Source organism: Pseudomonas sp. S3_C06 (assembly GCF_054667675.1).
In genome coordinates this window covers 4,973,097-4,989,183 of sequence record NZ_CP162747.1, presented here as the reverse complement: position 1 = coordinate 4,989,183, position 16,087 = coordinate 4,973,097, and the positions used below count along the sequence as shown (strand labels likewise).

The 16,087-nt window shown below is 58.3% G+C and carries 10 protein-coding genes and 1 pseudogene; 3 read left to right on the top strand and 8 right to left on the bottom strand.

The features are described 5' to 3' along the window. Positions 1-157: 157 nt before the first annotated feature. Positions 158-412: pseudogene (locus tag AB4N44_RS22060) on the top strand (YebG family protein); the annotation flags it as partial. Between the two features lie 145 nt (positions 413-557). On the opposite strand, the gene AB4N44_RS22055 reads toward AB4N44_RS22060, so the two are convergent. Next, the gene (locus AB4N44_RS22055; protein WP_105705534.1) at positions 558-1,577 is read right to left on the bottom strand and encodes a Glu/Leu/Phe/Val dehydrogenase family protein; all 1,020 of its coding nucleotides are present in this window, start codon (positions 1,575-1,577) and stop codon (positions 558-560) included. Between the two features lie 186 nt (positions 1,578-1,763). Here AB4N44_RS22055 and AB4N44_RS22050 point away from each other — a divergent pair, with 186 nt between their 5' ends. Then, entirely contained in the window at positions 1,764-2,567 is an 804-nt protein-coding gene (locus tag AB4N44_RS22050) for a SirB1 family protein (RefSeq protein WP_127925877.1), read from the top strand. An 87-nt stretch (positions 2,568-2,654) separates the two neighbouring features. On the opposite strand, the gene AB4N44_RS22045 is transcribed toward AB4N44_RS22050, so the two are convergent. From AB4N44_RS22045 to hmgA, 4 genes are all read right to left on the bottom strand, one after another. After that, entirely contained in the window at positions 2,655-4,010 is a 1,356-nt protein-coding gene (locus AB4N44_RS22045) for an MFS transporter (protein WP_460158128.1), read from the bottom strand. Between the two features lie 142 nt (positions 4,011-4,152). Next, complete coding sequence (gene maiA, locus AB4N44_RS22040) at positions 4,153-4,788, bottom strand: maleylacetoacetate isomerase (protein WP_150749534.1); 636 nt, start codon at positions 4,786-4,788, stop codon at positions 4,153-4,155. A gap of 12 nt (positions 4,789-4,800) precedes the next feature. Then, on the bottom strand, positions 4,801-6,105 hold the full coding sequence (gene fahA, locus AB4N44_RS22035; protein ID WP_460107510.1) for a fumarylacetoacetase: 1,305 nt from the start codon (positions 6,103-6,105) through the stop codon (positions 4,801-4,803). Between the two features lie 3 nt (positions 6,106-6,108). Then, on the bottom strand, positions 6,109-7,413 hold the full coding sequence (gene hmgA / locus AB4N44_RS22030; protein WP_460107512.1) for a homogentisate 1,2-dioxygenase: 1,305 nt from the start codon (positions 7,411-7,413) through the stop codon (positions 6,109-6,111). Positions 7,414-7,577: 164 nt separating this feature from the next. On the opposite strand from hmgA, the gene AB4N44_RS22025 reads away from it, so the two are divergent. Then, the gene (locus tag AB4N44_RS22025; RefSeq protein ID WP_127925872.1) at positions 7,578-8,357 is read left to right on the top strand and encodes an IclR family transcriptional regulator; all 780 of its coding nucleotides are present in this window, start codon (positions 7,578-7,580) and stop codon (positions 8,355-8,357) included. Positions 8,358-8,386: 29 nt separating this feature from the next. Here AB4N44_RS22025 and AB4N44_RS22020 read toward each other — a convergent pair whose 3' ends face one another. The 3 genes from AB4N44_RS22020 to AB4N44_RS22010 all read right to left on the bottom strand — a co-directional run bounded on the left by AB4N44_RS22020 (position 8,387) and on the right by AB4N44_RS22010 (position 16,066). Beyond that, positions 8,387-11,851 carry a dermonecrotic toxin domain-containing protein gene (locus AB4N44_RS22020; protein ID WP_460107514.1) on the bottom strand — a complete coding sequence of 1,155 codons (3,465 nt, stop codon included), beginning with the start codon at positions 11,849-11,851 and terminating at the stop codon, positions 8,387-8,389. Between the two features lie 152 nt (positions 11,852-12,003). Beyond that, positions 12,004-14,559, bottom strand: coding sequence for a LuxR C-terminal-related transcriptional regulator (locus AB4N44_RS22015; RefSeq protein ID WP_460107516.1), 2,556 nt, complete (start codon positions 14,557-14,559; stop codon positions 12,004-12,006). Between the two features lie 139 nt (positions 14,560-14,698). Continuing rightward, the gene (locus AB4N44_RS22010) at positions 14,699-16,066 is read right to left on the bottom strand and encodes a DUF1329 domain-containing protein (RefSeq protein ID WP_150749539.1); all 1,368 of its coding nucleotides are present in this window, start codon (positions 16,064-16,066) and stop codon (positions 14,699-14,701) included. Positions 16,067-16,087 lie beyond the last annotated feature (21 nt).

The following is a 16,087-nucleotide window of genomic DNA, read 5'->3' as shown; positions in this document are numbered from 1 at the left end:
TCGCGAATGCAGACGCTAAGGTCCATCTGACAAACCCGAAATCCGGTCTACATTGAAAAGCCACTACCCATGGCGCAGGGATTCGCTTATCCTTTTCGCTGTATATGGATACAGTAGTCGTCAAGACAACTTAATGTGAAGGCATGTGAGGTGGTGAATGGCCGTCGAAGTGGTATACCGCAGCAGCCGAGATCTGGAGCGCTTGTTCATGGATAAAGCCGAAGCTGACCGTCATGACAAAATGCTCGAACTGGCCGAATATCTGGCCGATGTCCTGCAAAAAGCTGTTCCGTCCCTGACTGAACAGCAAGTGGAAGAAGCCGGGATCTACATGGCGAAGAATCGCGATGTGTTCGCCCGGGCGTTCAAGAGCCAGCCTGATGCATTGTCCGAGCTGCTCAATGCACCGGCCGAACCGGTCGATAATGCCGAAGCTGCAGAACCTGCTGAAACGCCGGTGAAGCCGGTCAAAGCGGCGAAAGCTGCAAAGTAAGCGATGACCGAATTGAATAGGCCCTGAGTCGAATGGCTCAGGGCCTTTTTCATGCCTGTGAAACTCAGCGATACAAAACTTTCTCCGCCAACTCATCCGCCACCCGCGCCGGCGAGCGTTTTTCCGCCTGCGCATGGGCAAAAACCTCAGTCAGCCGTGAACTGATCTTCGACAGGTGCGCAGTAATCGTCGGCAATTCTTCACCACGATGCTTTAGCGAGACGTAGATCAAGCCTCCGGCATTGATCACATAGTCCGGCGCATACAGAATTCCGCGGCGCTCCAGTTGATCGGCGACATCCAGGTGCGTCAGTTGATTGTTTGCCGAACCGGCCACGGCCGAACACCGCAGTTGGGTAACCGTGTGGCTGTTCAGCACACCGCCCAGACCGCACGGCGCCAGGATGTCGCATGGCGTGCTGAGCAATGCATCGTTGGCGATCGGATGCGCGTTGAGCTGCTCCATCGCCAGTTGCACCTTGCCGTGGTCGATATCGCTGACCAGCAACTCAGCCCCCGCAGCGTGCAGTTGCTCGGCCAAGGCAAAACCGACATTGCCCAGGCCCTGAATCGCAATGCGCAAGCCTTCGAGATTATCGCTGCCCAGCCGGGCCATCGCCGTTGCTCGAATGCCGGTGAACACACCCATCGCTGCGTGTGGCGCCGGGTCGCCGGCCGAGGTGGTGCTAGTGACATGCTGGGTCTGTTGAGCGATGCAATCCATATCCGCCACCGAGGTACCGCTGTCGATCGCGGTGATGTAGCGGCCGTCGAGCTGATTGATGCAGCGGCCAAACGCCTCAAACAGTGCCCCACGGTTTTCCACATGCACCGGACGCACGATCACCGCAACCCCGCCGCCCTGCTGCAGACCCGCCAGCGCGGCTTTGTAGCTCATGCCCTGAGCGAGGCGAATGGCATCTTCAACGGCAGATTCGTCATTGGGATAGGCAAGATAACGACATCCGCCCAAGGCTGGCCCGAGGCGACTGTTATGGATGGCAATGACCGCCTTCAACCCGGAGACCGGGTCAACGCTAAGGTGCAGCGATTCCAGGCGAGTGCTTTGCATGAGCGCAAACATCGTTGGGCTCCCGAATCACTTCTTGTAGAACGCCAGTATAGGCCTGCGCCTGAAAATTGCTGGAGCGCACCGGAATAAGCGCCTGCGCAGACCACGGCTTTGCGGCATAACCGTAAACCTGCGCAGCGGGGGTACTGGACGAATGGCACGGACCGGGCTAAAACGAGGCATTCCCCGGAGATTTCGATGAGTGCGCGTCAACGTTTTTTCGAATGCCTGCACCGTTCACCGCCCGCGCTGTTCGAAGCCGCGCTGTGGATGGCGGCCGAGCACGAAAAAGCGGTCGATCCCGAAGCCCTGCTGCTGGAGTTCAAGGATCTGCAGCAACGGGTCAGTTACGGTTTGCCGATGCTGCCAGTGAGTGAACTGGCACAACCCCTGTTACGCCGCATGACCGATCTGGGCTTTGCACAGGACGACTTTCTGCCGCTGCGCCCACAGGCTGCGTTGCTGCACAAAGTGTTGCAGACCCGTCGTGGACAACCGCTGGCATTGGCGCTGATTGCTCTGGAACTGGCGCGCAGTCTGGAAATTCCGCTGGTCGGGGTCAACTTCCCCGGACACTTCCTGTTGCGGGTACCCGGTGCCGATCACTTGCTTGATCCGTGTGGCGGCCGGCGTTTGTATCCCAATGATTGTCGCGAGCTGTTACAGCGCCAGTACGGGCCGAACATGAAGCTCAACGCCGAGCATCTGCTGACCGCCACACCGCAGCAGATGCTCCAGCGCCTGTCGCGCAACCTGCGCCAATTGCACCTGACCCATGATGACTTTATTGCTGCGCTGATCGACGCCGAGCGCGTCCTCGAACTGGGTGACGCTGGCGCCGCCGATTATCTGGCCCGTGCCAGTCTGTATCAGCGGCTCGACTGCCCGAATGCCGAGCGCTTCGATCTGGAGCATGCGCTGATGCTCAGCGATGACCCGATTCAACGCCTGCGCCTCACCGAGCGCCTCGGTCACCTGCCGCCCAACTCGGTCGTCCATTAAAAGCAAAAGATCGCAGCCTTCGGCAGCTCCTGCATTGAATTATGTATTTCCCTGTAGGAGCTGCCGAAGGCTGCGATCTTTTGCTCTTCAGGATTTGACAGACATCCCCACTCCAACTGCCGAACTGCCTTCGGAGGGCGAGCGCACCTGGATGATCAGCAACGCGGCGATGACCGCCGGGATCGCGCAGAAGAAAAAAATCTGCGCCACCGGAAAGTGCATCGCCAGCAGCAGGCTGCCGAACAGCGGCCCGAGAATCGAACCGAACCGCCCCACACCCAATGCCCATCCGGTGCCCGTGGCACGTACATGCGCCGGGTAGAAATTACTGGCGAACGCATTTAACGTCAGTTGCCCGCCGATGATGCAGAAGCCGGCGGCGAAAACGCAGGCCACCAGATAGCGTGGGTTGTCGTGATTGAGCCCGAGCAAAATCGTGCACAGCGCTGCGCCCGCCAGCACCGCTGACAACAGACGCACTTTGCGCTTCAAGCGGTCAGCGAACCAGGCCATGCAAATCGCGCCCAAAGTACCGGCGAAGAGGAACATCGACGTCACCAGATTGGCTTCGTTGAGTTTCAACCCGCTTTCCAGCAACAGCGTCGGCAGCCAGCTGATCATGAAATACAGCAGAATCAGGCTGACGAAGAACGTCGCCCAGATCAGCAAGGTCGGCCGTGCGTAACCGTTGCGGAACAACTCGACCACGGTCAGTTTGCTGCCCTGCTCACGTTCGTTCTGCTCGACAGTCGCCACCGGCGGTTGCCAATCCGGCAACATGCGCGCGGTGACTTTGCGCAGTCGCGCATAGGGCGGCGCATCACGCAGCAGGCGTGGCAACGACTCCGGCAGCATCCACCAGAGAAACGGAAACAGCAGCAACGGCGTGACGCCACCGGCGAGAAACACCGCTTGCCAACCGAATTGGTCGATGAACCCTGCGGCGACGAAACCACCGGCTGCCCCACCGAATGAAAAGCCACAGGCCGCCAGCGTCACCATCAAGGTGCGTAAACGCGGTGGCGAGTATTCCGACATCAACGCCATGGCACTGGGCATCGCGCCGCCCATGCCGATGCCGCAGATGAAGCGCGCGATCATCAGCGTATTGAGCGAGTCGGCGAAGACCATCAGCACGGTCAGCGTGGCGTAGATCAGTACGCAAGCGAGCAGGATCCGTCGCACGCCAAAGCGGTCAGCCAGCGGCGTGACCGCCAGTGAACCAAGGGTGAGACCGAGCAGATTGGCGCTGAAAACGGGTCCGAACGCCGACTTTTCCAGGCCCCAGTCCTGCGCCAGCGCGGGCACCACGTAACCGAGCACTTGGGCGTCATAGCCATCGGTGACCAACAGCAAGGCGAGCAGGATCAAGAGTAACCACTGATAGCGGGACACAGGACGGGCGTCGAGTGCCGCGCGGAAGCTGGCAATCTGGTTGTGCATCGCAAGGTACCTGTTTTGTTTTTATGATTATGCGAATGGCGATACTCCCTTGTAGGAGTGAGCCTGCTCGCGATAGCGGTGGGTCAGTCAGAACATGAGTGACTGACACTCCCTCATCGCGAGCAGGCTCACTCCTACAGGGTTATGGGGTGTCTGGTTGATTGGCAGGATGGGCCTTGATGAACGCTGGATGTTCAGCCGCCAGTGCGGCGACCCGGCGGATTTTCGGGTAAGCCTCCAGCGAAACATTGAAGCGCTCTGCCGCATACAACTGCGGAATCAGGTACACATCAGCCACGCACGGCCACTCGCCAAAACAGAAGCCTTCGTCACCGATCAACTGTTCCACCGTCGCCAGCCCCTGGCTGATCCAGTGACTGATCCACTCGACCACCTGCGGCTCGTCCTGCCCCGACTGGCGCAGGCGATTGAGCACGCTGACGTTGTGCAGCGGATGCACATCGCACCCGATCACCGCCGCCACGCCGCGCACATGGGCACGGGCGACAAGGTCCTCCGGCAACAGTGGCCGCTGTGGATAACGTTCCTCCAGGTATTCGATGATCGCCGGCGACTGAATCAACAACTCACCTTCGTCAGTGCGCAAGGCCGGCACCCGGCCTTGCGGATTGATCGCCAGATACGCCGCTTGCCGATGCTCGCCACCCGGCGGTGCGATCAGATTGATCGGCAACGCCTGATAGTCGAGCCCCTTCAGCGCCAGCGCGATTCGTACTCGATACGACGAGGTCGAACGGTAATAGGTATAAAGATCCATAAGCAGCTCCTGTCAGCGCGCCGCCAGCACTTTGCCGCGGCACTCGCCGAAGCCGATCGAAGCAAAACCATCACGGGCACAACGTGCGCGCAGAATGATTTCGTCACCGTCCTCGAGGAATTTACGCACCTCGCCAGAGGCCAGTTCGATCGGTTTTTTACCGCCCTCGGTGATTTCCAGCAGGCTGCCGAACTGGCCGTTTTCCGGGCCGGACAAAGTGCCCGAACCGAACAGGTCACCGGCCTGCAACTGGCATCCGTTGACGCTGTGATGCGCGACCATTTGCGCGACGGTCCAGTACATGTAACGGGTGTTGCTCAGGGTCAGGCGATGGGCCGGCAGATTCTGCTCGCGCATGGCTTCAGTGAGCAGCAGCACTTCCAGTTCGATGTCGAAGGCACCGCCGTCCTGATCACGCTTGTCGAACAGGTACGGCAGCGGCTGCGGATCGCCTTCAGGACGCTTCGGTTGCGCGGTGCGGAATGGCTCCAGCGCTTCGGCAGTGACGACCCACGGCGACACACTGGTGATGAAACTCTTCGACAGGAACGGCCCCAGCGGCTGGTATTCCCAGGCCTGGATATCGCGTGCCGACCAATCGTTGAGCAGGCAGAAACCGGCGATGTGATCAGCGGCATCACCAATGGCGATCGAATCGCCCATCTCGTTGCCCTGGCCGATCCAGATGCCCAGTTCCAGCTCATAGTCGAGGCGCGCGCACGGGCCGAACGTCGGCTCGCTCGCACCCGCCGGCAAGGTCTGACCTTTCGGGCGACGCACATCGGTACCCGAGGCACGCACAGTGGAGGCGCGACCGTGATAACCGATCGGCACGTGCTTGTAGTTCGGCAGCAGCGGGTTATCCGGACGGAACAGTTTGCCGACGTTTTGTGCGTGTTCAATGCCGACATAGAAATCGGTGTAATCGCTGATGTGCGCCGGCAGATGCAACTGGCAATCGGCGGCCAGTGGCAGCAGTTTCGCGCCTTGGGCTTCGATGTTGCCGCGATGCGTGCTGCCTTCGCTGAACAGTTCCAGCAGACGCTCTCGCAAAGCAACGCGTGCCTCGCGGCCCAGTTCGAAGAACGCGTTCAACTGGCCGCCATGCATGGCTTCCACGGCACTGCGCGCGGCACCGTCAAACAACCCGGCCTCCAGCGCCACTTGCAGATCGAAGATGTGGTCGCCAATCGCCACGCCAGCGCGCGGCAGCGCACCGGCGATGCTGAATACGCCGAGCGGCAAGTTCTGCAGCGGGAAATCGGTGTGGTCGTTGGCCGAAGCGACCCAACTGCGGGTGATGGAATTCTGCGTCATGGGTTATCTCCGGGTCGGGTCGAACGTGGCGGGCAACGTGGCCCAGCAAGCGTCGTAAGTGGATTGCAGTTGCGGGCAGTCGAGGGCGAAGCGGCTTGGGCGCAGCACTTGGCTGGTCTCGAACATGAAGGCCATGGTGTTGTCGATCTTGGTCGGTTTCAGTTCAGCGTTGATCGCTTTGGTGCAGGTCTCGCCATCCGGGCCGTGAGCGCTCATGCAACTGTGCAGCGACGCGCCGCCGGGCACAAAACCTTCAGCCTTGGCGTCGTATTCGCCCTGGATCAGGCCCATGAACTCGTTCATCAGGTTGCGATGAAACCACGGCGGACGGAAGGTGTTTTCGGCGACCATCCAGCGCGGCGGGAAGATCACGAAATCGAGGTTGGCCAGACCGTGCACGCTGGTCGGCGAGGTCAGCACGGTGAAGATCGACGGGTCCGGGTGATCGAAGCTCACCGTGCCGATGGTGTTGAAGCGGCGCAGATCGTATTTATACGGCACGTTATTACCGTGCCAGGCGACCACGTTGAGCGGCGAGTGATTGAGTTCGGTAGCCCACAACTGGCCGAGGAATTTCTGCACCAGCGTGGTCGGCTGTTGCAGGTTTTCGTAAGCGGCGACCGGGGTCAGGAAGTCGCGCGGATTGGCCAGACCGTTACTGCCGATCGGCCCCAGATCCGGCAGGCGCAGCGGCGCGCCATGGTTCTCGGCGACATAGCCACGTGCTTGCGGGTCGAGCAGTTCTACGCGAAATTTCAGCCCGCGTGGCAGTACGACGATTTCCAGCGGCGCCACGTCCAGCACACCCAGTTCGGTGGCGATGCGCAGACGCCCGAGTTGCGGCACCAGCAGCAGTTCGCCGTCGGCATTGAAGAACACGCGCTCCATCGAACGGTTGGCGGCGTAGTTGTAGATGCTGATGCCGGCCGGTTTTTCCGCGCCGGCGTTGGCGGCCATGCTCACCAGTCCGTCGATGAAATCGGTCGGTTCGGCCGGAATCTCCAGCGGGTTCCAGCGCAGGCGATTGGGCGTCACTTCACCCAACGGACCACCGGCCAGTTGCCGTTCCAGTTTGACGAATGCGGGATGATTGGCCGACGGCTGAATGCGGTACATCCAGGTGCGCCGCGCTTCACTGCGGGTCATGGTGAACGCGGTGCCGGAAAATAATTCGGTGTAGAGGCCGTACGGGGCTTTTTGCGGGGAGTTCTGGCCGACGGGCAGCGCGCCGGGCAACGCTTCAGTGCTGAATTCGTTGCCGAAACCGGACTGATACGCCAGCGCCTGCGCGGTTGAATCGAGGTTCATGGAGCCTCCTGAACAGGGAGTCGGCAGTGGCCCATCGCTCTGGCTCAGAGGTTTCGGCACGCCGGGGTTGTTATTATCGTAATTCGATTACGCATAACGTAATTTGCTCGCTATCCAGCGTCAAGCTATAAAGACGCCCATTCGTTTCGGAACCCGGCCGCACCATGGAAAAAACCAGCGACAGCAACGGCAAACAGAAAGTCCGCTCCGCCGAAGTCGGCACCGACATCCTCAAGGCCTTGGCCGAGTTGTCGCCATCGACTTCGTTGTCGCGTCTGGCCGAACATGTGCAGATGCCGGCGAGCAAGGTTCATCGCTATCTGCAAGCGTTGATCGCCTCGGGTTTTGCCGAGCAGAACACCGCGACCAACCACTACGGTCTCGGCCGCGAAGCGCTGCGTGTCGGCCTGGCTGCACTCAACAGTATGGACGTGCTGAAAGTCGCCGCCCTGCCGCTGGCCGAACTGCGCGACGAACTCAACGAAACCTGCTTTTTGGCGGTGTGGGGCAATCAGGGCGCAACGGTGGTGCACATCGAACCTGCAGTGCGCGCGGTGACGGTGGTGACGCAATTGGGTTCAGTGCTGCCGCTGCTCAGTTCATCGACCGGACTGGTCTTCAGCGCCTACCTGCCGCCTCGGGAAACCGACGATTTGCGCGAACTGGAAATCGCCGCTGTCGATCATCCTTTGAAAGACGAAAAAGCCTACACGACGCTGTGTGAACAAATCCGCGAACGCGGTCTGCATCATGTGCATGGTTTGCTGATGCCGGGTGTGGATGCGTTATCGGCCCCGGTGTTCAACGCCGTTGGCCAGGTCGCCGCCGTGCTGACCATTGTGGGCCCGACCTCGCTGTTCCACGCCGACGAAAACGGCCCGGCGGCGCAGCGATTGCTGGCGGCGACGCGGGCCGTGAGTTGGCGGATGGGATATGAACGATAAATCCGCAGGCTAAGAGCGCTCGAAACGGCTCAACGAACCGTGGTCTTGCTCAATGCGGAACCAGCATCTTCCATCAGTGACTTGAAGAAACCGAGCAGCTCATCCTGAGGGTCCTGGTGGCCGGTGTAATACGTAACGAGTTCCGCGACTGTCCGAGCGTCTTCAAACAAACTGAGGAACGAGCGTTGCGCACGAGTAAGTTCTTTAACCGGTGCGCCCGCCGCCGCAGCCTGACCCAATGTCAGCAGTTCGCTCAATACATCCCGTACATGTCCAAGCGCAGCGGAGTAATCACCCCGTCGGTGCGACTGCGAAGCGTCGTAGATGCTTTTCATCATCTGCACAGCCACCACGACAGTGCCCACGGGAGGCACCAGCAGGCTTATGATGTTCGCGGCCTTCAACAGGTTGTCGTAAACAAGACCGGCGATTATTTCATTGAGACTGGTGGTGCGTTCGTCGATATCACTCAATACACGGCGCACTCGCTCGTCATGGAAAGTGAACAGATCAGGCAATAACGAACGCTGCTGCGTGCGAATAACCGGTTTGGTATCGACGGTTGCGACCAGATTGTCGAAATAGTCGTTGATCACCTTTTGGTCGACCAGCAGTACCCGCTGGCTGTAGTAGTCCCGGAACGGGCCGTATCGAAAACGAATCGAAGGAATGAACTCAGCGATTGGCCGGAAGCTGACCAGATCCGGCGCGTCAGGCGTATAGAGCAAATCGAGAAACCCTGAAGACAACTTCAGCCGGAAAATATAAACGCCGCCCACCGTGCGGTCCCAGGCAGTCGTCAAACCCAGCGTACCGATATTGAATTTATACAGCCCGACATCACCTTCGGTAAGGCTGTCCACAATTGACTGATAGCCGCCACTTTCTTTCAGATTATCGATAGTCCGCTGGATAGCAGAGAAAGACTCTATTGACAGTCTGCCATTGGTAAAGTCGGCCAAAGCACCGCAGTACATTTCACAGCGAATTCTTCGCGCGTGTACTGCGCGCCTGAACGCGTAATCAGGATGAGCCTTGTTCTGATATTGCGCTTTCAGCATCGCGGCATATCTGTCGCCGGGACGGAAAGTTTTCGACAGCGAGGACAGGTCTCGGATATCCAGTTTTTCAACGCTGGGATGACCATTCACCAAATAGTATTTCGGGCTGAATTTAGTTTCGTAAGCCGGATGCACCGCTTCAAAGGCGAGTCCCTCGAGCAAAACATCGGTAACGCTCTTACGAAACGCTTCGGTTTGAACAATGATCTGGTCGGGGTTGACCGAAACATTGCTCCCACGAATACGTAAAATGTCTTCTATCTGAGCTTTCACCGAGTCATAAGTAAACTGCTCGAATGTCGGAAAACCATTATCTCGTGCATCAATCGTAGACAGTGCCTTGAGTTCGGTTGTCAGACGCGAATAGCGCTTGCGGCCTTCGATACCAAGCGCCCGATAACTTGCCGGAGCAATGGCCTTGCGCAGGGCAACTTCGGCTCGGTAAGCGATATTTACGTAGTCTGCCAACGGTGCCTTGAGATTCAGGCCAAGATCGACCGGCCGGCCATCGAGCGTGTAGCGGTAGTTCAGCTGTCTGGAATCGCTGCCGAGCAACTTACCTGCTTCTTGCAGGTAGTCTGGATGGATCAGCAATGCAGCGTATTCACGATCTGCGGACAATGCTGTCTCCAGCCAGCGGTTCGCCGCATTAACATCGGAAAATTTTTGCAGTTCAAATTCACCGCCAGGCGTTTTCACCAACATCAGCGACGGTACATATTCTCTGGCCGAAATGATCAGAACATCTTTCAACGCGGGTACTTGTGATCTGATTCTCAATCCCTGAATAGTCACCGTTGAGTCATTGGCCATGGCTCGCGCGATGATATTCGCATCGGTGGAGTCCAGCTTTCCGGAGTGGCGAGCAACAAAAACTGCAAACGCTATCTGGCTGAACAGGTAGTTGCGGTAAGCCTCTTGGTAATCAACCGAGGGCGAGGATGCAAGGCCGCCGGTAAATGCCAGTCGCAGGTTACGATTTTCCAGCCACTGCTCAAGCGCCATACTCGTCAGCCGACTTCCCTCGGGAGCGCCAATGATAGTCAGAGTGGCTTTATAACCATTGTCATGCAGTCCAAAAACGAGAAATTCCGTCAGCGTTCGGGTGTCTTCCTGTTCGACAGTACGTCCGGCAATTTGCAGGGTGTACGAGCTATGGACACTAATTGTTTCTGGATCAAGCTGTTCCCCGAGCGTCCTGTCCGCCCATTCGGCGAACGTACGCACCACATAATCCTTAAACGAAAAGTACGCATCGAAGACGGTTGAATAAGCAGTCTGGTATTCATCCCTGGATTCCTCAAGCTCCTTGTATCGCTGTTGAATATCGCTACCGGCGGCATGGAGCCAAAGCGGCCAGTCGGTGCGTTTCAATGCAGCCCAAAGCAGATAGAAGCGAGTGTTGATACCGTAGCGCAGCACGTGCAAGCCTTGATTCTCCTGCAGCACGGAGGTGAGCGGACTTTCCAGTTGTTCCCGGCCACCGAGCAAGGATGACACGCTTTCCAGCTGGCCCTTGAGGTGCGTCTCTACGCAGAAGGCGTGAGGACTTTGTGTGGCTTTCAGGTATCGGATCTGGTCGCTACCCAAAGACAGCCGCTGCTGTAGTTTGCTGTGCAGCTCGGTATTTTTTTCAAAGAACTCGAAGCCGTTTTCCGGCGTGTGCATGAGGTAAGAGGTCGACTCGTTGACTAGCCGCATTTCTGCGTCCGGACGCTCGGCGTTGTCCAGAACGAAACAGGGCAGGAGCGACAGAAGGTAATCCTGCGCCGGTTGCAACTTCACTTCGAACACTGCGCGACCGGCGTTTGCGTCGAGCAGATGGGCGAATCGCTCACCCAACCGGGCATCAAAAATCCGGGCCATGACTGACAGGGACAGCTCTGCACTCGTGACTACGGCGTACGCTTCGATGAAAGTTTGCTTATTCGACAGCGGTGCAGTGTCCCGGCGAATGGTTTTCGCTGGCGCCGCCCAGAACTTTGCGATCTCGGTTCGCAACGTTTTTTCCAGTCCGGCAGCTACAGCAGCGATCAGGTCTTCGACAATAAGCGTATTCAGAACATTGACTTTGAATTGCTCACTGAACGTGTCCGGCAGAAAAAAAACGCCATCGCCGCCCATTATGTAAGCGGGGCTGACGTTATTATTCAGACAATGAACAGTGACGTCCCAAAGAGTGCCCGAAGGTCGATTTTCATTGGCGGGGAAAGCAGGATCCGTATTGACATAGACTTTGTCGATATCGACTGTTTTACCCAAACGCTTTAATTCACTTTCAAGCATGTTGCGAAGAATATCCAGCACGCTTGGCATGGCGTCGATGATCCTGAATAGACCTGCTTTTGCCTGGCTTGCCTTTTCCCACTCTTCAGCCCACGTAACTTGTTCACCCAACGAACCACGCATCAAACTTTTAAATAACTTAGCCACAACATCTCCTTACTTGACTATCCAGAGCTGCGAGTGCAGCCACACAGAGGGTCGCAAGGTAGTTTCTTTTTTAATCAACATGAAGCTCGAACAATTTACAAAACATGCCAACAAACAACCACAACCATTGACACCATAAGAAAATCACAACACTAAACCAATATCCCCATAAACTTTGCTTTTGCCACAGCCTGAGTTCTGCGCTCCACACCCAACTTTCCGTTAATCCGTCTCGCATGTGTTTTTACTGTATGCAACGAAATAAAAAGTTGTTCTGCAACTTGCTGATTCGAAGCACCTTGAGCAATCAACATCAGCACTTCACGCTCACGCCGGCTGAGGCCCGACGTCAGATCACGGTTATCGCATTGCCTGGCAGGAAACTGCTTGGCAGGCACCGCTCCGAGACTGCCTCGGCGTAATTCCCACTCCCGCATGGCGTGCTGCAATTGGCAGCGTTCCACCAGCATTCCGGCACGCTGGAAAGCTTGCTGCGCCGCCTCCGTGTCACCGTTCGATTCGGCCAACTGGGCGAAGGCGAGCAGCAACTCCGTTTCCGCCGTCAACATGCCTCTGGCCTGGGCCTGATTCAGCAATCGTTCAATGGTTGGCAGACAGTTTTCATCCGGATTCAACTGCGTATGCGCGCAGGCCAGCAGGTATTCAATGCGGATAATCAGCTCGAATGTCGCGGGCGGCGCCTGGAGTGCAGAGGGTCCACGGTAATGCCGTAACAGCCGGCCCAACGCCTCTTGCACCAATTGCGGTCGCCCCTGCTGCAACCAGAACTGGCTGCTGACCTGAAGCACGACACCGCGATAGACCGTATCGGGAATCTGCCGCTGCTGCATGACCCTTTCGGCCTCGCGCAGGCGCTCGAAAGCGCAGGCATAATCGCCTCGATTGCCGGCCAATTGAGCCTGCCCGAGGTAGCCATACAAGACCCGCTTGTCTGCACTGCGCAAGCAATCTTCAAGGCCTCGGCTGAACAGATCCGCAGCCTGCTCTTCAAGCCCCATGCACAGCGCCAGCCGTCCTCGTCGCAGGGCAATTCGGCCCAGCAGCGGCGTGGGCACCAGGGTGCGCTGGCGCAGCAAATGCTCAATGTCCACCAGCAGACTTTCGGCACGCACGGGCGCTCCTCGCTGCTCGAGCCATTGCGCATGATCAAGCTCGAGCAACCCTTCGAACAACAAGGAGCCATGCGCGCGCGCCAGGCACAGCGCCTCGCGGTTGAGGGCATGGGCCTGATCGAGTTCACCGCACAATAACGCCTGCTGCGTCAGTCCCGACAGACACATCAGACGGGCCTGCCAGGCATCGTCGGTCAGGGCTGACAATGCCTCCTGAAAACAGGCGCGCGCCGGCTCCATTTGCCCCTGCAAGTGGCAGAGCCAACCTTGTTGCGCCTGCCAACGTGCCAGCAGTTGCTGCTCCAGATGTCCCGTCGGCTGTGGCATGAAGCGGACGAGATGGGCCATGCATTGCGCGGCCTGTTCGAATCGGCCGGCGAACAGTAATGCCCCGGTGACCAGCCCGATCAATTGCGGTGTCATCAAGGTCAGCTCGCGGCTTTGCTGCTCATGCAAGCGCAACAGCAGGACGACCGTCTGGTCTTCCAGCAAATCCTCGAAGCTCAAATGCTGCAACAGGCTTACGGCCGTTTCGTACTCTTCGGCCAACAACGCTTGTTCGAACGCTGCTCGCCAATCCTGCACCGCAGTGAACCACTGACAGGCGCGCCGGTGCCACGAACGCGCACACGGCCAATGCGACTCCTGCATGATTCGCGACAGCGGGCGAAAGACCTGCAGCCAATCGGCGGACTCCTGCCAAGGCTCGATAAAGCAGCCCAGCACTTGCAGATCATGCAATAGCTGTGCGCCTTCGCCGGGGCCGAACAAATGCTCGCATAATGGCGCGTTGAACCGTGGCAGGTGAGCCAGAACACGCCATGCCTCATCCTGCTCTGGCGTCAGGTTGCTGAAGAGTTCGTGCTGCAGATAGTCGAGCAGGGTGTCGACACGCTGTTGTGGCTGCAGGTTTTGCGACCAGACGCATTTTTGCAGGAGCGCCATGCGCGCACCCGCGCACCAGCCGCCGGTACGCTGGATGATACGGGCGGCGACACGGTCCGCCTGGTCTGGCGGTAAATGGCGCAACACCGGTACAACCTCATCGTGGGTCAGTGCCAGGCTGGCGCGCTCGGATTCGTAGAGTTCGTCATCGAGCAACAGGCGCGGCCAGTTGCACTGCGGCCGGCGGCGAGTGCTGATCCACCAGGTGAGCGCCGGGCTGCTGACCGCCAACAAACGATCCAGTAAAGCATCCAGAGCCGGATCCGGCAGACGACTGTAATCGTCGATAAACAGCGAAGTCGTTCTGGACCAACGTGCCAGCTGCGCCATCAGTTGCGTAGCGTCAAGGTCTTCGATCAGTCCGAGCGCCCGAGTCAGACGCAGGCAAAACTCCTCGCGGCTGAGCGCTGCTCCCGCCAGCGGCAGCCAAATCGTCTCGCAGTCTGCACGCACCTGCAGAAAACATTCGCTGAGCAGTGCGGTTTTGCCACTGCCAGCGGGTGCGCACAACAGCCTGACCCGCGCGTTCGAAGCCAGAAGAGGCGCACTCAAGCGACTGCGAAGCTGATGATGTGAAGAAAGTCTGGGCAAAAATCCGGGTCGATCCAGGCACGGGGTCATGGCAGTCATCGAGTGAGCCTTCTTATCGTTGTGCGCTCACCCTAGCCCTCTCCCGCGCGCTTGTTGACGAGTATTCAGCGCGCTGATTGGCGTCCATAAAAAAGGCGACCGAGCGGTCGCCTTTTGTGCAACTGATGTATCAGAACCGTTACCGCACACCCTCTGCACGCAAGGCCGCTGGCGTGTAGTCGGCAGCCTTGGCTTCGAAGCCGAATTCGTAACTGTGCTTCTCTTCGTTCTTCATCCCCAAGGCAATGTAGCGACCGGCAATGATGTCGTAGAGCGCTTCCAGTGTGTATGCCTGTGCCTGATGCTCGTAGTGATATTCAGAGTGGCCTTCGGCTACGCGCCAGAGTTGACCGCGACCGTCGTAGTGGTCGGCCAGTGCAACCTGCCAACTGTCCTCGTCGATATACATGTGGCGTTTGGCGTAGATATGCCGCTCATTCGGTTTGACGGTGCCGATCACTTCCCAGACCCGGTGCAACTCATAGCGCGTCAGATCCTGATTGATGTGCCCGGCCTTGACGATGTCGTCGTACTTGAGCTTCGGCGAATCGAGTTTGTAGCTGTTGTACGGGATGTACATTTCCTTCTTGCCGACCAGTTTCCAGTCGTAGCGATCCGGTGCACCGGAGAACATGTCGAAGTTGTCCGAAGTGCGCAGGCCATCGGCAGCAGTGCCCGGACCGTCATAGGCTACTTGCGGCGCACGACGCACGCGGCGCTGACCGGCGTTGTAGATCCACGCCAGGCGCGGTTCCTTCACCTGATCGAGGGTCTCGTGTACCAGCAACACGTTACCGGCCAGACGCGCTGGCGCGGTCACCGACTGCTTGAAAAAGGTCAGCACGTTGGCGGCTTTTTCCGGATCGATATCCTTGATAAGTTGCGGCACGGCGATCTCTTCTTCGAAGCGGATCGGCGTATAGCTGCCGTTGGTCTGCGGGGTCACCTGAGTGATGATGCGTTTGACGTTGCCGCCGTGGTAACGGGTGATGTGGTTCCACAACACCTCGACGCCGTTCTTCGGTATCGGAAAGGCGTAATAGCGATTGCCGGTGAAATTGGCCAGGCCGTTACCGTCGTTGATGGTGGTCACGTTGAGCGCACTGCGCTTGGCCGATTCGTAGATTTCCGACGGTGCGGCGACGGTGCGGTGAGTCGGATAGACCGGGATCCTGTAGGTTTCCGGATAGCGCTTGAACATCGCTACCTGGCCATCGGAAAGCTTGTCCTTGTACTTGTCGACGTTGGCCGCGGTGATGGTGAACAACGGTTTTTCATTGGCGAACGGGTCAGCGAGAAAGCCTTTGCTGTCCACCGCTGCAGCATTTTTCGGGATGCCGCCGGTCCATGCCGGGATAGAGCCATCGGCGTTACCGGCCTTCTCGGCACCGAGCGGCGTCAGGCTGGTGCCGAGCTTGTTGGCCTCATCCGGCGACACCGCCGCCATCACGTTGGCCGCCAGCAGACTCACGGCCAGCACGCCACATTGCAGAATCATTTTGCGCATTGCAGTCATCCTTCTCGGGCA

Coding starts and splice junctions, on each gene's coding strand:
- AB4N44_RS22050 (WP_127925877.1), top strand. CDS start 1,764: ATGAGTGCGCGTCAACGTTTTTTCGAATGCCTGCACCGTTCACCGCCC.
- AB4N44_RS22010 (WP_150749539.1), bottom strand. CDS start 16,066: ATGCGCAAAATGATTCTGCAATGTGGCGTGCTGGCCGTGAGTCTGCTG.
- AB4N44_RS22015 (WP_460107516.1), bottom strand. CDS start 14,559: ATGACTGCCATGACCCCGTGCCTGGATCGACCCGGATTTTTGCCCAGA.
- maiA (WP_150749534.1), bottom strand. CDS start 4,788: ATGGATCTTTATACCTATTACCGTTCGACCTCGTCGTATCGAGTACGA.
- fahA (WP_460107510.1), bottom strand. CDS start 6,105: ATGACGCAGAATTCCATCACCCGCAGTTGGGTCGCTTCGGCCAACGAC.
- hmgA (WP_460107512.1), bottom strand. CDS start 7,413: ATGAACCTCGATTCAACCGCGCAGGCGCTGGCGTATCAGTCCGGTTTC.
- AB4N44_RS22045 (WP_460158128.1), bottom strand. CDS start 4,010: ATGCACAACCAGATTGCCAGCTTCCGCGCGGCACTCGACGCCCGTCCT.
- AB4N44_RS22025 (WP_127925872.1), top strand. CDS start 7,578: ATGGAAAAAACCAGCGACAGCAACGGCAAACAGAAAGTCCGCTCCGCC.
- AB4N44_RS22055 (WP_105705534.1), bottom strand. CDS start 1,577: ATGTTTGCGCTCATGCAAAGCACTCGCCTGGAATCGCTGCACCTTAGC.